This is a genomic window from Chelatococcus sambhunathii (genome assembly GCF_001418005.1).
In the GTDB taxonomy this organism is placed as follows: Bacteria; Pseudomonadota; Alphaproteobacteria; order Rhizobiales; family Beijerinckiaceae; genus Chelatococcus_A; species Chelatococcus_A sambhunathii.
The window spans coordinates 152,752-173,533 of the sequence record NZ_LIOL01000003.1; the positions used below are offsets into that span (position 1 = coordinate 152,752).

Here is a 20,782-nt window from a genome sequence, read left to right on the forward strand (position 1 = left end):
CCTTGACGTAACGCCCCGTTCATCGGGATCTTTGGCCGCGCGGCAACGCCGCGATCTAACCGATTTATGCCGGTGACGTAACCAGCGGTTGCAAGAACTGTCAACTCACTGCAGTCTCGATTACGAAGGGACCGAGGCCGTCACGGCCAGCTCAAGCTCACCATGCAGACGGGCGCTGCGCAAGACGGCTCGTCCGCGTGCTGTAGCTGGATAGCGGAGGCTGAACGAAGCCGAGCCTCCGGCGTTGAAGGATGGCGGCACCCGCCGGTCGCTGCGCTCCCCGACGGACAGGGACCAGACGATGAGTGAACGCGAGCATCCCCTTCGCCCGTCTCCTTGGGCGCGCGCGGCCATCGCCGTGCTGCCAGTCATCGCCGCCTCACTCCTGGGCCAGCTCGTGACCTTTCCGAGCCTGGTGCCCTGGTACGCGGGGCTCGCCAAGCCGCCATTCAATCCGCCGAACTGGATCTTCGGTCCCGTCTGGACCGCGCTCTACGCGCTCATGGCCCTTGCCGCCTGGCGCATTCTGGGCTTGCCGCCCAACACCCCGGGCAGAAGGGTCGCCCTCACGCTCTTCTTCGCCCAGCTCGCGCTCAACATCCTGTGGTCCTGGCTCTTCTTCGGGCTTCACAGCCCGCTGGCCGGGCTCTTGAACATCATGCCGCAGCTGTTGATCATCCTGGCAACGATCGATCGCTTCCGCCGTCTCGACGCGATCGCGGCCTATTGCCTGTGGCCGCTCGCCGCCTGGGTAGCCTTCGCCACGGTGCTCAACCTCGAGATCTGGCGCCTGAATGGCTGAGAGCCGGCAAAACCCCGCGAGACACGATCCCTCCGAACCCGGCCGACCGGTCGTCGTCTGGTTCCGGGACGATCTGCGCCTTGCCGACAATCCGGCGCTGGCGGAAGCGGCGAGGACCCAGCAACCGCTCGTCTGCGTCTTCTGCCATGACGAGGCGAGCCCGGGCCTGAGACCGTTAGGCGGTGCCGCGCGCTGGTGGCTGCACGGCTCGCTCGCTGCGCTCGACCAAGCGCTGCGCAAGTTGGGAGGGCAGCTCGTCATGCTGCGCGGTCCTGCGCGCGAGATCATCGAGCAGCTGGCAAGCGCTTGCAACGCCGGCGCGGTCTACTGGAACCGCCGCTATGGCGCGGCGGAACGCTCCATCGACGAGTCGGTGAAAACCGCCTTGCGCGCGAAGGGCATCGAGGCCGCCAGCTTCAATGGCCATCTGCTGCACGAGCCCTGGACCGTACGCAGCCGGACGGGCCAGCCGTTCCGCGTCTTCTCCGCTTTCTGGCGCACGGCCTCGGCACTCGGCACCCCACCCCGACCCCTGGCGGCCCCACACCGACTGTCCTTCCACGCCCTCGACGTCGCGCAACTGCCGGCCGTCGGCCTCACCGATCTTCAGCTCGAGCCGTCCAACCCGGACTGGGCCGGCGGCTTGCGCGAGGCCTGGATCCGCGGCGAGCCCGGTGCCCGGCCCGCACTCGACCGCTTCCTGGAGACGGCCCTGACCGGCTACGCGGAGCGGCGCGACCGGCCCGACCGGGCGGCAACGTCGCGCCTGTCGGCTTATCTGCGCTTCGGCAACATCTCGGTGCGGCAGGTCTGGCACGCGGCCTCGGCGGCAGCGGCAGCGCAGGCGCCCGCGGCCCAGCGAGGACTCGAGAAGTTCCTCGCCGAGCTTGGCTGGCGCGAGTTCTCCTATCATCTCCTGTTCCACAATCCCGAACTGGCCTGCCGCAACCTGCAACCCCGCTTTGACGGCATGCCATGGCGACACGATCCGCACGCCCTCGCCGCCTGGCAGCGCGGGCAGACGGGCTACCCGCTCGTCGACGCCGGCATGCGTGAACTCTGGGCCACCGGTTATATGCACAACCGCGTGCGCATGATCGCGGCCTCCTTCCTCGTCAAGCACCTCCTCATCGACTGGCGTGAGGGCGAGGCCTGGTTCTGGGACACGCTCATCGATGCCGATCCCGCGAACAATGCCGCAAGCTGGCAATGGGTGGCGGGATCGGGCGCGGACGCGGCCCCCTTCTTCCGCATCTTCAACCCGGTCCTGCAGGGCGAACGCTTCGATCCCGATGGCGCCTATGTGAAGCAATGGCTGCCGGAGCTGGCGTCCCTGCCGGCTTCCCGGATCCATCGCCCGTGGGAGGCTGGCGAAGAGGCGCTGGCCAAGCGCTATCCGCCACGCCTCGTCCTGCATGATGCCGCCCGCGAGCGGGCCCTCGCTGCCTTCCGCTCCGTGGGCTGATGCGGATTGGGCAGGCGGATGCGCCACGGATCGGGTGCGGCATCGCACATCGCACCTGTTGCGCCTCTTGACGAAGGCGAGCCGGCACGATTCCAGTGGTGTGGCTGGTGCGTCGCCGAATCCGGCACCGTCCTGTCGATGAGGCCCGTCGATGTGTCGCTTTCTCGCCTACCAGGGGGAGCCGATCTTCCTCGAAACGCTCGTGTGCGCATCGGAACATTCGCTGGTGCACCAGTCGCTGCACGCGGCCGAGTGCAAGACGGCAACCAACGGCGACGGCTTCGGCATCGGCTGGTACGGCGAGCGCGACATTCCCGGCCTGTTCCGCGACCTGCGCCCGGCCTGGTCCGACGAGAACCTGCGCTCCGTGTGCACACAGGTGCGCTCTGGCCAATTCTTCGCCCATGTGCGCGCGGCGACGGGTACCGTGACCAGCCGTGCCAACTGCCATCCCTTCGCTCACGGCCGCTGGATGTTCATGCACAACGGGCAGATCGGCGGCTATGCGCAGATCAAGCGCCGGCTCGAAGCCGCCCTGCCCGACGAGTTCTATCACGCACGGCAGGGCACGACCGATTCCGAGGTCCTCTTCCTGCTCGCCCTGGCCGAGATCGCGAAAGGCAGTCCGCCGCCCGAGGCGGTTGCCGCCACACTCGGCTTCACCAAGATGCTGATGCGCGACGCCAGTGTCGACGAGGCGCTGCGCTTCACCGCCGCGCTGACGGATGGCGAGACGCTCTACTGTTTCCGCGTCGCCTGCGACGATCGGCCGGCGAGCCTCTATTTCAGCGAGCAGCCCGGCGCAGTGACCGTTGCGTCCGAGCCGGTGGACCGGGGTGGCGATCACTGGCAGGCGGTGCCGCGCGGCGCCTTCATCACGGTGCGGCGCGGCACGGCAACGACGGTCGCCCCATTTCCCTGGGCGGCGGAAGCCGTGGCGGCCTGAGCACGGCGACCGGTCCGGTCAGACGGGTGTTCCGTCGTCTGCGGCCAACCTCGGCTTGCAATGCAGCCACCTCATCTGTGCACCGCGTTTCTCGGCCAGCATGGCGCACAGCAGCGCGCGTTGGCGCTCCGTCCGGGCGAGGCGCGCCGCGGCGGTCGTCGCGACTTGCGGAGAGCAGGCCGAAACGAGGGTCTGGGCGTGGCTGCGGGCGAAACGCGCCTGCAACATGGCCGTCACGCCGGGCACGAACATCTCGTGCAGTTCGACGAGGATTTCCGTCCGCCGGAGTGCCGGCACCTGCGCCGGATCGAGAAGATCCGCCTCCGCCCCCTCCACATCCATCAACAAGAAGGCATCCGCCGTTGCGGCCAATGCCGTCTCGAGCGTCTCGGGCGTGCACGCACCGCGGACGTCGACGGCGGCATCGAGCCCGTTGAGGCTGCGATAGCGCGTGAGAAGAGCAGCGCGGGTGGCGTCCATCTCGTAGGCGATCACCGGCACGCCCGGCAAGCGGTACGCAAGGCCGAGGGCATAGTAGCCGTAGGCGGCGCCCACATCGATGACGGCCGCCGGCGCGCGCGCGATGACATCTTCGATGACCGGCACCAGCGCAGCCTCATAGCTGCCGACGAGCTGGGCATAGTACGATCCGCCGATGCCGCTGTCCGGGAAGCGCAGGCCTGCGAAGGGGCCGCCCATGATGCGGCCGCCGGCATGCCGCTCCACCGCCGCCGCCATCGCCCCGTAGCGCAGACGGTGCGCATGGCGGCGCATGGCCCGCCAGGGCCCCATCAGAAAGGGCGCATGTTGCTTGAGGGTGGCACGGATCATGGTGTGACCCCGGCTGTGCTGGTTGCGAGACGCCGGTCGGCGCCGGCGAGAATGGCGGTGACCCGTTCGCGAACGGGCGACGACTGCCGCGCCACTGCCCGGTCGACGACGGAATGCACCGGTGGAACTCAGGCCCCGCCATCGGCGCTCCCAATGCCGCAACAGTACCGGTAGCCCTCCGTCGTCACCTTCGAGAGGACGGCGCCGATCACGCGATCGGCATCGGCCGCGAGCGTGCGGATCGCCGCCTGCGCGGCGGCAGGATCGATCCTGCCCCATTCGACCACCAGCAGGGCGCCGTCGACACGGCCGATGATGGCGCGGCTGTCGACCACGGGCAGCAGCGGCGCCGCATCGACGATGACACGGTCGAAGGCCAGCCGCAGCCGCTCGAGCACGGCGTCGAAATGGTGGGTTTCGACGAGCTCGGCGGCATCGGCCACCGCTCCGGTCCGTACGGTCGGCAGGAACGTGAGCCCCGTCGCCTTGTCCTCCATGAGGATGGCGTCCAGCGGCTGCTCCCCGCGCAGGACCTCGATGAGACCCTGCTCGGCGTGTGGCGCCAGGACGCGGGTAAGCGCCGGATTGCGCAGGTCGCCGTCCACCAGCACCACGCGTTCGCCCGCGACTTTCAGGGCAAGGGCCAGATTGGCGGCGATCGTCGACTTACCCTCCCCCGGCAGGGCCGAGACGACGACGAGCACCCGGACACCGCCGCCTTCGGCTGAGCGCAGGCCGACGCGGACCTTGCGTACGGCTTCCGCGAAAGCCGACAGCGGCTGCTCCACGAGAATGCGCATGAGCGCATCCGCTGGCCGGTTCGCTGACCACAGCCATGATCGGGAGGCGTCTCGCCCGGCTGCCTGCGGCGCCAACGGCATCGGCCGCGGCCGTTCCTGGACGACGGGCAGAACGCCGAGGCATGGCACGCCGAGACAGGCCTCGACCTGCCCGATGCTGCGGAAGCCGACGTCGAGATGCTCGAGCGCGAAGGCGAGCGACAGGCCGGCAAGGATGCTGCCGGCACAGGCCACCGCAAGCACCAGCCCCGTCCGCGGGTAGCTCGGCCGCGTCGGCACGATGGCCGGAGCGACGATCTCCGCATCGGCGATCTGCAGGCTCTCCTGCTCCAGCGTTTCCTTGGAACGTGTCAGGAATTGCTCGTAGACGGAGCGCAGGGCCATGGCCTCGCGCTCGAGCTCGCGCAGCCTCACCGTCGACTCGCCCCAGCGGGCGGCCTCCTTCTTCAGTTCGGCGAGGCTCGCCTCGAGCGATGCCTCGCGCCCGACGGCAACCTCGTATTCGTTGCGCACGCCGGCCAGAATGCGCGCGAGCTCGGCGTCGATCTGGCGCTGCAGGTCATCCACCTGCGCCCTGGCGGCCGTGACGCTCGGGTGCTGGCTGCCGTAGCGTGCGCCGAGCTCCGCAGTACGGCGCGCGGCTTCGGCGAACTGCGTGCGCAAGTTGGTGACGACGAGGGAGCCGAGCGCCTCCGCGATCCCTGGCTCTCCAACCCCGGCGCTGGCCGCTTCGCGGATCTGCGCGAATTTCGCCCGCGCCTCGGCGGTCCTGGCCCGCGCGAGGATCATCTGCTGGCTGATCTCGGCAATCTGCTGCTCGAGAAGGTTGTCACCGGACCCGACGGAGACGAGGTTGTGCTCCGCCTTGTAGTGCTCGACCGCCCGCTCGGCGCCATACACCTGCTCGCGCAACGCCTCGAGGCGCCCCCCGAGCCACTGGGAGGCACGCTCCGTCGCCCGATACTTGGCGGCGAGCTGGCCGGCCACATATTCGTCCGCCACTGCATTGGCGAGCCGTGCGGCCTTCTGTGCGCTCTGCGACACGACCGAGATCTCGAGGACGTAGGTTCGCCCACGCCTCTTCACCTGCATGCGCTCGCGCAGGGCATCCAGCACCGCCGCACGCCGGAAGTCCGCCTCGTCATGGACGGGAGAATGTCGACCGACGGACACCTGCTCCAGAAGACGGAGGAGGAATCCCCGCTCGGCGAATTCGGGATCGCCCTCGAGCTTCTCGCGCGCGATCACGCGCAGGGCCAGTGTCGACGATTCGATGACCTCGACCTGGCTCTCGACAGCGGCCGCGTCCGATCCGATCCCCGAAAGCACCGCCTCGGCGGAGATCACGCGCTGCTGGCGCGGATCGATCAGCACCACGGCGGTCGCGCTGTAGCGCGGCTCGATCAGCGCCAGGGTCATGACGGTGATGGCGAGAACAAGACAGACGGTCGCCGCCACCATGCCTCCGCGACGGCGCAGCACGAGCCACAAACCGCGCAGATCGAGGATATCGCCCGACGCCGGGCCGTGGGCCTCTCCCGCCGGGACCGCCGGCAGCCCCGCGCCCTCGCTGGAACGTCGCGTCAACATCGAGATCCAGGCGCGTTCTGGAACGATTGAGAAGCGAACGGTTCGCGCTGCCGGGCGTGCGACTGCCGCCGCGAGCGGACGAGGGGCGCCCGTGGAGGCAGGCACCGGTCGCGCCGCGGGGCCGGAACGGTGCCGCTGGGGGCGGCACCGTCAGGACCTCGACGGGCTGACGATTCTCGCAGCGCGCACATGGGCGCCTCCCAGGGTGATCGGAGCGGGAGCACAACCGGCGGAAAGGAAGTCCGGCGCCCTTGCATTATGCGCGGCCTTGCATGTGCACCTCGCCATCTCAAGCAGCGTAACGGCTGGAAGAAAGATCTCGACATGGCAATGCCCTCGCAGCCGTCGCCGGCCGGGTGGCCGACACCCAAGTGTCAGATATATATTTTAACTTGCATTATACTGATAATACAATTTTAAGGCGTTGCCGTCGATGAAGCAATGTGGTGGCCGGCACTTTGGTCTAGCGTCCCGTGCGGGTCATCAGCACCACGGCGGCATGGAGACTGGTGGTCGCGTAGCGGCGCAGGAGTCGCCGCGGCTCGAGCCCAAGGCGGTACAGCCATTCGAGGCCGCAGGCCTGCATCCAGACCGGTGCCCGGCTGTGGCGTCCCGCCAAGAAGTCGAAGAGTCCGCCGCTCGTCTTGAGCAGCCCCACCCGGTGCAGACGGTCGCGATTGCGGACGCAGAACAGCTGCTCGCGGGGAACGCCCATCGATACCCACACGATGTCCGGCGCCAGTGCATTGATATGCCGCGCCAACGCCTCTTCCTCGTGCTCGGCAAAAAAGCCGTGGTGGGTGCCGACGATGGTCAGCCGCGGATAAAGGGCCGCGACCTGGCGCGCCGCAGCGGCGCAGGTCTCGACCGTGCCGCCGAGAAGGAAAAAGCTCAGGCCCTCGTCCTGCGCATGGCGGGCAACGTCATGGAACAGGTCCGTCGTCGCGACTCGTTCCGGAAAGGGCGTGCGGCTCAGGAGCCGCGAGGCGAAGACGGCCGACATGCCGTCAACTGCAAGCCCGCCGCAGCGGCGGAACAGCGCGCGCACCGCTGCCTCGCGATGATAGCGCGAGATGGTCTGGCCATTGATCGACGAGAAGAACGGCGGTGGTGCCTCGCCGCGCGGACGGCAGCGGCATATCGCCCCGAACAGTTCGGCCCATTGCCGGCGGGTGAGGCGCTCCCCCGGCAGGCCGCCGACGGTCAGGCGCGGCAGGCGGCCGGCGGCAAAGGCCTCGTAAAGCGCTTCGGTATCGCTGAAAGTAACGACCGGTGGACGCGCGCTGAGGCTGCTGGACAGTCGCATCCCGACCTCTCGATAGCATGATGGAGGTTCAATAGGCGTCATGACGCCATATCTGCGCGAATGTCATCTGCAATATCTTCATATCGAGTCCGAAAGACCAGTTGTCGGCATAGAACAGATCGAGCTCTATTCTCCTGCGCATCTTCTCGATCGTATCCGTCTCGCCGCGGCAGCCGTTGACCTGGGCCCAGCCGGTGATGCCGGGCCTGACATTGTGGCGGCGGGCATAGGACCGGATCAGGGCGTCGTAGTAGTCGTCGTGGGCGAGAGCATGGGGACGAGGGCCGACGAGCGACATGTCTCCGCGCAGGACGTTGTAGAGCTGCGGAAGCTCGTCGAGGCTCGTGCGGCGCAGAAAGCGCCCGACCCGCGTCACGCGCGGATCGTGACGGCGGGCCTGACGGATGTTGCGACCATCGTCCATCACCGTCATCGTGCGGAACTTGTAGATGACGAAGCTAGACCGGTTGAAGCCGTGCCGGCGCTGCCGGAACAACGCGGGGCCCGGGCTGTCGAGACGCACGGCCACGGCGATGACGAGAAGCAGCGGCGCCAGGAGAACAAGCACCGTGGCCGCCACCACGACGTCGAAGCAGCGCTTGACGATAACCTCGCTGCTGTCGAGCGGCGGACGCGCCAGCTGCAGGAAGGCGGCACCGTCGAGAAGGCGCAATCGCGCTTCGGCGAGGCGACTGGTGATGCGGTCGGGGCACAGATGCACCGCCACGGGCAGTTCGGCCAAGCCGCGCAGGATGCGGGCGATGCGCTCGTCGTCTGTCCACGGCAGCGCGACGAAGACCTCCTCCACTGCCTGCCGGCGCGCGAAGTCGAGCACGCTCGCACGGCAGGCCGGACCCGCGTCGAACAGTGCCGCATCGACATGGCCAACCACCTCGAGGCCAAAGGCTTCCGCGTCGAACGCAGCGGCGAAGCCGGTCATGCGCCCCTGCTCGCCCACCAGCATGATGCGACTGCGGGCGAGATAGCCCGAAGCCTGCGCAAAGCGGGCGACGGCAGCGAATAGCCGGTTGGTCATCGCCAGAACACCAAGGCCAACCAGGGCGATGATGCAGGCCGCGGCCCGCGAGAGATCGCCGCCGAGCTTGGTGGCAAAGGCGATGACGATGGCGGCCACCATCACGCCGAGCCAGATGCGGCGACGCATCCGCGCCTGACCGGCAGCCGTCAGGCCGGGCATTTCATAGCCGCGGCGCTCGAAGATGAGGACAGCGGTCGTACCAGCAACGGCCGCGCAGAAGACGAGCGCCACATCGGCCGGATAGGGCGTCGCCAGCCACCAGGCATGATAGCCCCGGTAGACCGCCGTTGCGGCGACATGCAACGCCCAGAAGTCGACGAGTGCGAACAGCATGGCCAGGATCAGGCGATCGAGCGCCAGCGTGCGCCGCTTCGGCAAGGCTTTGCCGACGCGCATCGCGACGACGGGACGGCGGCGGTCCGTGCGGGGCTGGTGCAACATCGCTTCAATGGGCAATCGAGGGAGAAACCCGGCGCTTCCCCGCAGAACGGCCAATTGCGGACAGCCTGTGGACAGCCGGCATATTCGAATTCTGCGTCCTGCAGATGCGCCGTTCAATGCATGCACTGTAAGGTTGTGACGCAATTGCTGACCGGCCGGTCAGCCGAGACGGCAATCGCCGAGGAGTCGTTCGTAGGCGGCGGCCATCGCATCAGGGCTGTAGCGTCGTTCGAGGCGCCGGCCCGTCGCGGCCAGCCGCGCCGATGCGGCGGCGTCGCAGAGCAACGACGTCGCGGCTGCACCGAAAGCGCGCTCGTCCCGCGCGTCGGCAAAGAGCCCGCAGGGCTCGCCGTCGACCTGCAGCACCTCTCGCAGCACCGGCAGGTCATGGGCAAGGACGGGGACGCCGGCCGCCGCCGCCTCCACGACGGCGAGTCCGAAGGTCTCGGCCAACGAGGGAAAGACGAAGAGATCGAGCCCGGCGAGAATATCGCCGATCGCCTCGGCGGGCTGCTCGCCAAGCAGGTGCAGACGCTCGTCGCAGCCGAGTTCGCGCGCAAGCGCGACGAGCGCCTCCCGCTCCGGCCCCTGCCCGACGAGGACGAGATGCCGCCTGGCGTCGCCCGGCAGCAACCGCACCGCCGCCGGGAGGTTCTTGAGCGCGTGCAGCCGCGACACGCAGCCGAGAACCGACGCTTCCGCGCCGAGGCCGAGCCGGGCCCGCAGGGCCTCGCGCGCCGCGTCCGGCGGCAGGCAGCCGGTGCGCGGTCGAAAGCCGTGGTCGATGCGCACGACGCGGCGGCGATAGGCAGCGGGGTGGCTGTCGTACTCGCGCGCGACCTCTCCGGAATTGACGACGATGCGTGAATAGAAGCCCAGCACGCCGAGCACCTCGTCGAGCGCGGCCAATACGGGCCGCATGGCGAGGGTGGCGGAGGTGCGGTTGGCGAGGACGCAACGGACGCCGGTCACCCGCGCGATGGGCGCGGCGATCACGTTGCCCCAGTGCTGGAAGGTAACCGCAGCATGCGGCCGCACCCTGCGCAGATGGCGCAGGAGCGCGATGAGAAGCCGCAAGAGCGCGACGGCATCGCGTGGACGGCTGGCGGCACAGTAATGCACGCGCGGCAGGCCGTCGTAGAAGCCCGTGCGCCGGTAGAGAAAGCAGTGATGAACCTCGAACCCCCGCTCCGCGAGCTTCTCGCCGAGCAGACGCGCCAGCTCCTGGGCGCCGGCACCTTCGGCCTGAGGCTGAACGAACAGCAGTCGGAGGGGGCCGTCAGCCATGTCGCTCACCTGTTTGCATGCCGCAGGAGCGCGATGACCGACGGGTCGATGCCCAGCCGGCGTCGGCATAGGCGGTTGAGGATGACGGCCTGAAGGGACGCCATAAAGGCCACCGCTGCCGCCGCGCCGACGGCGCCGAAGGTGCTACCCAGGACGACGACGAGCACCATCCGCAGAACGAGGACCGCGATGCCCGCCATCGGATAGGCGCGCTCGTAACCGCACAGCAGCAACAGGTGCGGCGCCGGTCCCGCGAGAAGCGAAACGGCCGCCCCCAGGGCGAGGAGGCGGAGGATCGGCGCGAAATCCCGGTAGCCGTCGCCGAAAATCGCGAGCAGCGCCGCGCCCCATACCGCAACCACGGCGAGGCCGGTGACCGCCCCGACTGCCGCAAGCGACTGGAGCCAGGCCAGCAGGCTCTGCAGCCGCTGCCTCCGGCCGGTCGGGAAGAGCGCGGCAATTTGGCCGGAGGCATAGTTGGCGAGCCCCCCGGCGAGGATCGGGAAGATCGCCGCGACGCGAGCGGCGGCGAAATAACCGGCCGCGGCCGACGGATCGAGCAGCAGCCCGATGAGCACCACATCGAGATACTGATGGCCAGCGTCGAGGATGGCTGCGAGCCACATGCCACCCATCTGCCGCCGCCAGCCGCGCCGGTCGGCAGCAACCGGGCCAGCACCGCCCCGCATGCTGGACGAGAGCCGGCGCCATTGCCAGGTGGCGCTTGCGACCATGCAAAGGGCTGCCACGGCGAGGAAGGCCTCCGGCACGAACGGCCACCCGCCGCAGAGGCACGCGATGGCGGTGCCGGCGGCCGCCAGCCGCCAGACGACCTCCCGATGCCCCTCGGCCACGCCTATGCCGAGGCCCACGCGGCTCGCATGAGAGGTCAGATGCAGCATCGCCTGCGCCACGAGAAAGGCGCCGGCGGCAGCGGCGAGGCCCGGCGACGGATCGAGACCGGCTGCATGGGTAACCGTGAGCGCCACCACGAAGAACGCAAGCGCCGCCGCGATCATGTTGCCGAGCGCGAACCGCATGAGGCCATGCCGGCAGGCGACGGTCCCGGTCGCCCAGACCTTGAGAATCAGTGTTTCCTGGCCGCACAACGCGGCGACAGCCAGAAAGGACATCGCGTTGAACCAGATGCCGAGTCGGCCGAAGGCCTCGGCATCCAAGGTGCGGGCCGTCACGGCGAACATGCCGAAAGCTGCGGCCGCCCCTGCAAACTTGAGCGCCAGCACCGGGCCTGCCCCGGCGAGAATGGCACGCACCGGCCGTGCACCGTCCATCACGGGTGCCCCTCGTACGGCGGCTGCCCGGCACGAGAGGCTTGCTGCCGCACGGCACGGCCGATTGCGAGGCCGGTCACAAGCATCAAGGCCCCCATGGCGAGCGGCGCGAACAGCGCCTCCTCCTGAAAGGCCCCGTTGACCAGCAGCGCCGGCACGGCAACAGCGACGGCAGCGACGAACGGCCCGCCCCCCGCCCGATGGAGCCGCAGGGCCGTTCCGGCGATGACGACATAGCCCACCAGAAGCGCGAGACCGCCGATCCCCATCTGGTGCAGCAGTACGCCGAGCGCGCTCTCGACCGCCTGGCCGGCCGTGCCCAGGGCCTGCGCGCGCTGCCAGTCGCGCTCCGCCGGGTCGACGGCGAGGTTGCCGCCGCTGCCGAGGCCGTGGCCGAGCGGATTGGCTGTGAAGCTCTCGAACCCTGCGACGAGGCCGAGCACGTGGTAGTCGCGCTGCTCCAACCCGACGACGAAGGCCGCCGCAGCATAGATCATGAGCAGCAGCAGGAACGTCGGCACCGCGAGCCGCGGCAGGCGGCGCAGCAGCCAGAAGCCCGCCAGCGCCATGAGCACGAACACGACGGCGCCCTTCGAGCCGATGACAGCGAGAAGGGGCACGGTTGCGACGAGATAAAGGGGGCGGCCCGCGGCAAGGAGAACGAAGGACAGGATCCCGAGCAGATAGGCGAAGCTGATCGGATGGAAGTTCGGACCGTTGAGGCGGTGCAACATCGGGCCGAAGTCTGCGAACCAAGGCACGTTGAACGGGTTGATCAGCAGCATGTCGCGCTCGTCACGCAGCACGCGGCCGCCCGCTTCGACGGCTTTCAGCCACAAGCCGCTGTCGATCATGCGCCGGAAGCGCAGGGCGATATAGCCATCGGCATTGACGAGCGCCGCCAGCGCGTCATAGGCGAGGAGCTCGGCATAGCCGAAGGCGAGCACCATCAGGGTGAGAGCCGGCAGGAAACGCTTGGGCGGCACCGCGAGGCGGGCACCGGCGACGAGGCCGATCTGGAACAGCATCACCGGAAGGGCGATGTTGCGCAGGTAGACGAGGGCGGCGCGCGGGTCGGCGATCGCACCAAGGACACAATAGCCACCAGCGGCGGCGATCATCGCGAAGGAGAGCGCCATCAGGCGTCTCGCCAACGGTGGGGCGCCCGCGCACCCCCTGAGATGGAAGGCGGCAAAGCCGGCCCACAGGAGCGCGGCGGTCAGGAAGCTGTAGCCCCGCACCGTGTCGAACTCCTCCCTGTCGGGAAGCAGCGGCAGCAGCATCGCGACGAAACTGTTCTGAAAAGTGAAGACGAAGAGGAGCAGCGGCGGCACCATCCCGGGTCCGCCCTGCAGGAGACAGAGCGCCAGGGCGAGAGACATGACCGGGCCGAGCGCCGGAAAAGCCAGATGTCCCGCCACCGGCAGCGCAGCCGCCAGCGACGCTACGGCCAGGAAGACGCACAGCATCGGGTCGGGTCGCGCCGCTGCATCCCAAGACTTGGCAACATCCCGCAGATGAATTCTTATCGATTGCAAACTTCTCTCATATATTTCTGATTTAAAATTCCCAAAACTATCTTCATAATATCCTCATCGTCTTCATTCAAAATATTATCTAGAGTTTTCATCTTGCAATCCGCGAAGGATGAACGGCGAACGGCGCCATCCCAGTGGGTCGGCACGGCCAGAGGCCGCGGGACTGTATCGTGGAGCGGACCGGCGGGCCCAGCCCTCACGCTTCTTCGCGGCGCGGCACCGGCCATGTTCGGCTCCAAAAGCCCGACGGGTTCTTGCTCTGCTCACCGGCCTGTGCCTGCTGGGCCTCGCCTGCAACGGCGCCGTAAGGCTGGGTATGGCAGCAGCCGTCCGCTTCCTCGTGCCGGCCGTCGCGCTCGGGGTGGATGGGCTCGTCGACTTCAGTCGGCAGACCCCCGCCGTCGCCATGACCTATGCCGTCCTTCCCGGCGCCGGCTGCGCCCCTCGCATCCGCTGCGTTCCGTTCCTGACACCGCTCAGAGGCCGTTGATGGTTTCGTTCCCGCGCTCCACGCCGCCTGTCCGCAATCCCGCCGCTCGCCCTGCCTCAGCGCCTGCGCTTGCGCTGGCAGCCCTTCTGTCCGGCTGCTTCGCCCCCGCTGCGAACGACGGCGGGCCGTCGGCGGCACTTTCTCCGACGGCAGCCGGCGCGACAGACGCAACGATCTCCCGGCCCGACCAGCCGGCCCCGTCGAGCTATCGCTACCGCCTCGGTATCGGCGACCGCATCCGGGTGACGGTATTCGGCGAGGAGGCGCTCTCCGGACAGTTCGAGATCGACGGCGGCGGCGCGGTCACGCTGCCCCTCATCGGCGCAGTACCGGCCGAGAACCAGACCCTCGCCGACCTGCAGGACACGCTGACCAGGCGCTTCCGTGGCGGCCTCCTGCGCAATCCCCGCATCGTCGTCGAGATCCTCGCCTACCGGCCCATCTTCGTGCTCGGCGAGGTGCGCAACAGCGGCGAGTACAAGTTCCGCCCCGGGCTGTCGGCCTTCGAGGCCGTGGCGCTTGCCGGCGGCTTCACCCCGCGGGCCGATCAGCGGCGCATCTACATCCGCCGGCGCGGCGAAAGCGAGGAGCGGGCCCATGACATGGCCCGCCCCGTGCCTGTCTTTCCGGGCGACAACCTGCGCGTCGACGAGCGCTACTTCTAGAGCTCCATTCGGATCAGATTGCATCGCAATTTGCCGGGCCGCGGCCGGCTCGCCGCCATTGCCCACGATTTGCCACAAGGCAGGAGAAATGCTTGGGGCCCGTCTGCGGCGCGTCCGGGCCTCTTCGGCCGGTCGCGCCGGGAACGTTCGACTTCCGGCGCTGTTCGGGCCCCGGACCGTTGTCGAGGCCTTCAGCGTCCAGACTGCCGTGCCCGGAGGGACGGCCGCTGCGCAGGCGTCGAAGCTGCGCGGTTCATTGTCGATGCTTCGCTCGCATGAGGAGGTTTTGCCGATGAAGGCCCTGCCGATGAAGATCGCCCAGATCGCCCCGCTCGCCGAGAGCTGCCCACCGCGCCTTTATGGCGGCACGGAGCGCATCGTTTCCCATCTGACGGAAGAACTTGTCCGCCAGGGGCACGAGGTGACGCTCTTTGCCAGCGGCGACACCCGCACGAGCGCCGAACTCGTCCGATGCTCGGACATCGCCTTGCGGCTCAACCCGGCCGTGCGCGATCACGTGCCCTACCACGTTGCGATGCTGGATCGCGTGCGCGCGCTCGCCGACAGGTTCGACGTGCTGCATTTCCACATCGACATCCTGCATTTTCCTCTGATCCGCGATTTCGCCGACCGCACCGTGACGACCCTGCACGGCCGGCTGGACCTGCCGGACCTGAAGCCCTTCTATGCCGCCTTTGCCGACATCCCGCTCGTCTCGATCTCGGATGATCAACGCCGGCCGATGCCACCGGTCAACTGGGTCGGCACGGTCCATCATGGCCTGCCGCGGGACCTCCTGCCGTTCAACGACCGGCCGAAGGGCGGCTATCTGGCTTTCCTCGGGCGCATCTCGCCGGAGAAGCGGCCGGATCTTGCCATAGCGATTGCGGCGCGGACGGGTCTGCCGCTGAAGATCGCCGCGAAGATCGACAAGGTCGACGAGGCCTACTGGAGCGAGCAGATCGCCCCCATGGTCGCGGCGACGCCGAACGTCACCTACCTGGGCGAGATCGGCGACGCCGAGAAGGCTGAGTTCCTCGGCAATGCCGCCGCTCTCCTCTTCCCGATCGACTGGCCGGAGCCCTTCGGCCTCGTTATGATCGAGGCCATGGCGTGCGGCACCCCGGTCATCGCCATGCGCCGCGGCTCGGTGCCGGAGGTCATCGAGCACGGCGTGTCCGGCTTCATCGTCGATGACGTCGACCAAGCGGTCGCGGCCGTCGGCCGGCTCGGCCTCATCCACCGGTCGGCCGTGCGGGCAGCTTTCGAGCGGCGCTTCACGGTCGAGCGCATGGCCGAGGATTATGTCGAAATCTACCGCACGCTGCCGGGGGTCAAGGCGCGCTCGCCGCTCCTTTACGTGGCAGGTGGCGAGACCGGCCTGCAGGTCGTCGCCTGACGGCCGCGCGGCCCCGGTCCATCGGCTGACGAGAACGGGATTTGCGACATGCAGACGATCGGCGCAGAAGCTGTTCCGCATGCACCGGCTCCTGCAGGGCCCGGGGCAGCGCAGATCGCGCAGTTCTTCATTCCGGCCTCCGCCTCCTTGCAGGAGCGGCGGCCGCGCACCCTGAAGCACGGCGACACCTTCGCGGTCTTCGACCACAACGGCGATGCGCTCTCCGGGCCGGGCAGCCCGGAGGGCATCTTCCACCGCGACACCCGCCATCTCTCGCATCTCTACCTCACCATTGACGGCGCACGGCCGATGCTGCTCAGCTCGACCCTGCGCGACGACAATGCCACCCTGACCTGCGACCTCACCAATCCGGACCTGTTCGACGAGAAGGGGCGGCTCGTCCTCGGCCACGACCTCATCCATCTGCGCCGGTCCCGCTTCCTGTGGAACGCCGGCTGCTTCGAGCGGCTCGTGTTGCGCAACTTCGATGCCGAGACGCGGCGCCTTTCGGTCGAAATCGCCTTCGCAGCCGATTTCGCCGACCTTTTCGAGGTGCGCGGTTCGCACCGCGAACGGCGCGGCACGCATCACCCGCCCGACATCGGCGACAACCGGGTGGTGCTGTCTTACACCGGGCTTGACGGGCACCGCCGTGCCACGACGCTCGCCTTCGATCCCGCTCCGGCACGGCTATCCGGCAGCTCCGCGATTTTCATCCTCGACCTGCCACCGCGCGAGAGCATCTCTTTGTTCCTCGAAATCAACTGCGGCTTCGAGGGCGCCAACCAGCCGCCGCGGCGAGCCTTCTTCAGCGCGTTGCGCGACGCGCGGCGCGCGCTGCGCCAGTCCGCTACGCGCGCGGCCTCCATCGCGACGTCGAACGACATCTTCAACGAATCGGTACGTCGCAGCGTCTCCGATCTCTACATGCTGATCACCGACACCCCCGAAGGGCCATATCCCTACGCGGGCATTCCGTGGTTCAGCACGGTCTTCGGCCGGGATGCACTCATCACCGCGCTCTGCACGTTGTGGCTCGATCCGACCATTGCCAGGGGCGTGCTCGGCTATCTCGCCGCCAACCAGGCAACGACCTTCGATCCGCTTGCCGATGCCGAGCCGGGCAAGATCCTGCACGAAGTACGCCACGGCGAGATGGCCGAGCTCGGCGAGGTGCCGTTCCGCCGCTATTACGGCAGCATCGACTCGACGCCGCTGTTCGTCATGCTCGCTGGTGCCTATCTGAAGCGCACCGGCGACCTCGCCACGGTCGAGCGCCTGTGGCCGCACATCGAGGCGGCCCTCGGCTGGATCGACAGCCATGGCGACAGGGACGGCGACGGCTTCGTCGAATACGGGCGGCGCACCGATGAGGGCCTCGTCAACCAGGGCTGGAAGGACAGCCACGACTCCGTCTTCCACGACGACGGAAGCATCGCGGAGGGTCCGATCGCCCTCGCGGAAGTGCAGGCCTATGTCTATGGTGCCTGGCGGGGGGTGGCGGCGATGCTGCGCCGCATGGGCCGCCCCAAGGAGGCCGAGGTTTACGGCGCCCGGGCCGATGCCCTGCGCCGCCGCTTCGACGAGGCCTTCTTCGATGCGGCGCTCGGCACCTACGTCATCGCTCTCGACGGCACCAAGCGCCCGTGCCGCGTCCGCTCCTCGAATGCCGGGCACGTGCTCTTCACCGGACTCGCCGAGCCGGAGCGAGCGGAAGCGGTGATGCACACGCTGATGGGGAGCTCCTCCTATTGCGGCTGGGGGGTGCGGACCATCGCGGATACGGAAGCGCGCTACAATCCGATGAGCTACCACAACGGCTCGGTCTGGCCGCACGATAACGCCCTGATCGCCGCCGGCTTCGCCCGCTATGGCCATCGCGGCGCGGCGGCCCGCCTTTTCCAGGGGCTGTTCGAGGCCTCCACCTACATCGACATGCGGCGCCTGCCCGAGCTGTTCTGCGGCTTCGCGCGCCAGCGCACGCAGGGACCGACCTTCTATCCCGTGGCTTGTGCGCCGCAGGCCTGGGCCGCGGCCGCGCCGCTGTCGCTGCTCCAGTCCTGTCTAGGCCTCGGTTTCGATCCGGACGGGATGAAGATCACCTTCGACCATCCGGTGCTGCCGGATTTCCTCGACCACGTCACCCTGCGGCGGCTGTCGCTCGCCGGCAGCGTCGTCGACATCGCCCTGCGACGGTCCCGCGCCCAGGTGGTCGTGGAGGTGCTCAACCGCTCGGGGCCGGTCCGCGTGCTGACGACGAACTGAGCGGCAAGCTGGCGGGCGACGGGTGCCCGCAACGTCCCGCAGGGTGACGGGAGGGCAAGACGGCGTCTCCCCTCCCCAGCCGCCCCCGTCAGGTACGACTGATCGAAACCCCGCCGTCGACGAGCACCGCCGCGCCGGTCACGAAACTCGCCGCATCCGAAGCAAGATGCAGCACGCAGCGGGCGATCTCCTCCGGTTGCGCCATCCGCTTCAGGGCGTGGAGGCCCTCGACGAAGGCGAGCAGCTCGGGCTTCGCGTCAGGCGCATTGGTGATGGCAGCGGGCGTATCCGTGCCGCCCGGCAGGATGGCGTTGGCGCGCACGCCCTTGGGCCCGAATTCGGCCGCGATGACCTTCATGAGCCCGATCATGCCCGCCTTGCTGGCCGCATAGGCGGACATGCCCGGCATGCCGACCGTGTGGCCGACGAAGGTGGAGGTGAAGATGAGCGATCCCCCGCCCCGTGCCAGCATCGCGGGAACCTGCCGGCGCGCGCCGAGAAACGCCCCCGTCAGGTTGATGTCGAGGATCGTCCGCCACGCATCGGCCGAAAGCTGATCGAGCGGTGCCATGTCTCCGACGACGCCGGCGTTGTTGAAGGCGATGTCGAGGCCGCCGAAGCGCTCGACCGCCGCCGCGACGGCTGCCTCGTGCAATGCCTCCTGGCGCACATCGCCGTCGACGGCGCAAGCTTCGCCGCCGGCGGCAGCGATCTCCTCCACGAGGGCCTCGAGCATCTGCCTGCGGCGGGCCGTCACGACGACCTTCGCGCCCTCGCGCGCGAAGAGCAGGGCGGTGGCGCGCCCGATACCGGAGCTTGCACCCGTGACGATGGCAACCTTGTCCTTGAGCATGTTCATCTGCAAACCCTTCGAAATGACCGCCGGGCGGCCGGAAGGGCTGCAACCTCGCAGGCGCCGGGCCGGCAGGCACTCCGCTTCTTGCGCCTGAAATGGAACGTGCCGACGTCGCTCAGCGCTCGTAGGTACCCACCAGGGTCGCTTCCTCGAGCAGGTGCTTTCTCGCCTTTTTCCATACGTCCGCCACGCCGACGTCGCCGAGGATGCCGAGGCGCGGCTCGGAGATCGCCGCAAGGCGGAAATAGTAGTGATGCACCCCGTGGCCGGGCGGCGGCTGCGGGCCGTCATAGGCCGTGTTGCCGAAGTCGTTGCGGGCAAAGCGAAAGCTCTCGCCCGCCCCCGGGTCTGCCCCCTGCGACAGGCCGCTCTGGTCCGAAGGGATGTCGTAGATGCCGAGGTGACGGAACGTGCCGCGCGGCGCGTCGGGATCCTCCATCACCAGCACGAGGCTGCGCGTGCCTGCCGGTACGCCCGCCCAGCGCAAGGGCGGCAGCAGGTTCTCGCCGTCGCGGGCGAAAGTGCGGGGGATTTTCTCGCCGTCGGCGAAAGCAGGGCTCGTGAGCGTCAGGGCCATCGCCTCCTCCCGGGATTGTCGGCCATCCTGCGCTGGCGAACGGGAACCGCAGCGGATTGTTCCCGCGCTATTCTCATTGTCCCCTATTCGAGGCGACGGCGGAAGAGCCAGGCGGCAGACATCAGAGCCGCGGCGGCGATCAGCGCGAGCGGCAAGGTCTGGGCCACGACCTCCGCCACCGGCAGGTCCTTCAGAAACACGCCCCGGACGATGACGAGGAAGTAGCGCAGTGGATTGACGATCGTGACCGGCTGGAGCCACGCGGGCATGTTCTCGATGGGTGTCGCAAAGCCGGAGAGAAGCGTGGCCGGCACGAGGAGCAGGAAGGCTCCGAGGATGGCCTGCTGCTGGGTGGCCGCCAGCGCCGAGATGAAGAGGCCGAGGCCGGCGACGGACAGGAGATAGAACAGGGCGCTGCCATAGAGCAGGCCGATCGAGCCGCGCAGCGGAACGCCGAAGACGACAACGGCCGCCAGCACGTATAGCGTCAGGTGTACCGTGCCGACGAGCATCGGCGGGATGACCTTGCCGATGAGGATCTCGTGCGTGCGCAGCGGCGAGACCATCAGCTGGTCGAAAGTGCCGAGCTCGCGCTCGCGCGCGATCGACAGCGCGGTGACGATGAGGCCGATAAGCAACGCGATGCTGGCGACGAGGTTCGGCACCATGAACCACTGATAGATGAGATTGGGGTTGAACCAGTTGCGCGCCACCACATCGACCGGCGGCGGCGCCCGTCCGCTGACGGCGATCTCCGCGCCAAGACCCTGGATGATGCGGGAGATGTAGCCGGCCACGATCTGCGACGCGTTGGATCGGCGCCCGTCGAGGATGACCTGCACCTTGGCCGGCACGCCGGCCGCGATGTCGCGCGAGAAGGTCGGCCCGATGGAGATGGCGGCGATCGCCTCCTGCCGGTCGATGGCCGCAGCAAGCGCCGCCTCGCTCTCCACCGGCACGACGCGGCGGAAGTCCGGCGCGCCTTCGAGCCGCTGCACCAGCTCCCGGCTCGCCGCGCCGGCATCCCTGTCGAGCACGACGAGGTCGATGTTGGTGACGTCGAGCGTCGCCGCATAGGAGAAGACGAGGAGCTGCACGAGCGGCGGGCCGACGAGGATGAGCCGCGCCTTCGGGTCGCGCAGCAGCGCAAGCAGTTCCTTGACGATAAGGGCCTTGAGGCGCGTCCACCACAT

Annotated in this window: 17 protein-coding genes; 7 read left to right on the top strand and 10 right to left on the bottom strand. The window is 68.5% G+C overall.

The annotated features are described in order from the left end of the window. The first annotated feature begins 301 nt into the window (after positions 1–301). The 3 genes from ASC46_RS07285 (at position 302) to ASC46_RS07295 (ending at position 3,213) form a co-directional block, all read left to right on the top strand. On the top strand, positions 302–802 hold the full coding sequence (locus ASC46_RS07285) for a TspO/MBR family protein (RefSeq protein ID WP_055458957.1): 501 nt from the start codon (positions 302–304) through the stop codon (positions 800–802). Further along, entirely contained in the window at positions 795–2,267 is a 1,473-nt protein-coding gene (locus ASC46_RS07290) for a cryptochrome/photolyase family protein (protein ID WP_055458635.1), read from the top strand. The genes ASC46_RS07285 and ASC46_RS07290 overlap by 8 nt, the downstream gene beginning before the upstream one ends. A 151-nt stretch (positions 2,268–2,418) precedes the next feature. After that, on the top strand, positions 2,419–3,213 hold the full coding sequence (locus ASC46_RS07295; RefSeq protein ID WP_055458636.1) for a class II glutamine amidotransferase: 795 nt from the start codon (positions 2,419–2,421) through the stop codon (positions 3,211–3,213). A gap of 18 nt (positions 3,214–3,231) precedes the next feature. Here the strand turns inward: ASC46_RS07295 and ASC46_RS07300 are convergent, their stop codons facing one another. From ASC46_RS07300 to ASC46_RS07330, 7 genes are all read right to left on the bottom strand, one after another. After that, entirely contained in the window at positions 3,232–4,044 is an 813-nt protein-coding gene (locus tag ASC46_RS07300; protein ID WP_055458637.1) for a class I SAM-dependent methyltransferase, read from the bottom strand. 128 nt (positions 4,045–4,172) lie between these two features. Next, positions 4,173–6,431, bottom strand: coding sequence for a GumC family protein (locus tag ASC46_RS07305; RefSeq protein ID WP_169790091.1), 2,259 nt, complete (start codon positions 6,429–6,431; stop codon positions 4,173–4,175). A gap of 466 nt (positions 6,432–6,897) precedes the next feature. Further along, the gene (locus ASC46_RS07310; RefSeq protein WP_055458639.1) at positions 6,898–7,740 is read right to left on the bottom strand and encodes a WecB/TagA/CpsF family glycosyltransferase; all 843 of its coding nucleotides are present in this window, start codon (positions 7,738–7,740) and stop codon (positions 6,898–6,900) included. Between the two features lie 28 nt (positions 7,741–7,768). After that, a complete protein-coding gene (locus ASC46_RS07315; RefSeq protein ID WP_055458640.1) occupies positions 7,769–9,220 on the bottom strand; it encodes an undecaprenyl-phosphate glucose phosphotransferase in 1,452 nt (483 codons plus the stop codon). A gap of 159 nt (positions 9,221–9,379) precedes the next feature. Continuing rightward, the gene (locus ASC46_RS07320; RefSeq protein ID WP_055458641.1) at positions 9,380–10,507 is read right to left on the bottom strand and encodes a glycosyltransferase family 4 protein; all 1,128 of its coding nucleotides are present in this window, start codon (positions 10,505–10,507) and stop codon (positions 9,380–9,382) included. 5 nt (positions 10,508–10,512) lie between these two features. Next, on the bottom strand, positions 10,513–11,802 hold the full coding sequence (locus tag ASC46_RS07325) for a polysaccharide biosynthesis protein (protein ID WP_141659667.1): 1,290 nt from the start codon (positions 11,800–11,802) through the stop codon (positions 10,513–10,515). Then, the gene (locus tag ASC46_RS07330; RefSeq protein ID WP_055458643.1) at positions 11,799–13,268 is read right to left on the bottom strand and encodes a hypothetical protein; all 1,470 of its coding nucleotides are present in this window, start codon (positions 13,266–13,268) and stop codon (positions 11,799–11,801) included. The genes ASC46_RS07325 and ASC46_RS07330 overlap by 4 nt, the downstream gene beginning before the upstream one ends. A gap of 385 nt (positions 13,269–13,653) precedes the next feature. Between ASC46_RS07330 and ASC46_RS21515 the strand changes: the two genes are divergently transcribed. The 4 genes from ASC46_RS21515 to ASC46_RS07345 all read left to right on the top strand — a co-directional run bounded on the left by ASC46_RS21515 (position 13,654) and on the right by ASC46_RS07345 (position 18,156). Then, positions 13,654–13,827 carry a hypothetical protein gene (locus tag ASC46_RS21515; RefSeq protein WP_169790092.1) on the top strand — a complete coding sequence of 58 codons (174 nt, stop codon included), beginning with the start codon at positions 13,654–13,656 and terminating at the stop codon, positions 13,825–13,827. Continuing rightward, the gene (locus ASC46_RS07335) at positions 13,827–14,492 is read left to right on the top strand and encodes a polysaccharide biosynthesis/export family protein (protein WP_055458644.1); all 666 of its coding nucleotides are present in this window, start codon (positions 13,827–13,829) and stop codon (positions 14,490–14,492) included. The genes ASC46_RS21515 and ASC46_RS07335 overlap by 1 nt, the downstream gene beginning before the upstream one ends. A gap of 307 nt (positions 14,493–14,799) precedes the next feature. Then, positions 14,800–15,891: a glycosyltransferase family 4 protein gene (locus ASC46_RS07340; protein ID WP_055458958.1), complete on the top strand. Its 1,092-nt coding sequence runs from the start codon at positions 14,800–14,802 to the stop codon at positions 15,889–15,891. A gap of 48 nt (positions 15,892–15,939) precedes the next feature. Continuing rightward, on the top strand, positions 15,940–18,156 hold the full coding sequence (locus ASC46_RS07345) for an amylo-alpha-1,6-glucosidase (protein WP_055458645.1): 2,217 nt from the start codon (positions 15,940–15,942) through the stop codon (positions 18,154–18,156). Positions 18,157–18,244: 88 nt separating this feature from the next. Here the strand turns inward: ASC46_RS07345 and ASC46_RS07350 are convergent, their stop codons facing one another. The 3 genes from ASC46_RS07350 to ASC46_RS07360 form a co-directional block, all read right to left on the bottom strand. After that, positions 18,245–19,015, bottom strand: a complete 771-nt coding sequence (locus ASC46_RS07350) for an SDR family oxidoreductase (protein WP_055458646.1) — start codon at positions 19,013–19,015, stop codon at positions 18,245–18,247. A gap of 112 nt (positions 19,016–19,127) precedes the next feature. Beyond that, the gene (locus tag ASC46_RS07355) at positions 19,128–19,589 is read right to left on the bottom strand and encodes a YbhB/YbcL family Raf kinase inhibitor-like protein (RefSeq protein ID WP_055458647.1); all 462 of its coding nucleotides are present in this window, start codon (positions 19,587–19,589) and stop codon (positions 19,128–19,130) included. 83 nt (positions 19,590–19,672) lie between these two features. Next, positions 19,673–20,782, bottom strand: a complete 1,110-nt coding sequence (locus ASC46_RS07360) for an ABC transporter permease (protein ID WP_055458648.1) — start codon at positions 20,780–20,782, stop codon at positions 19,673–19,675.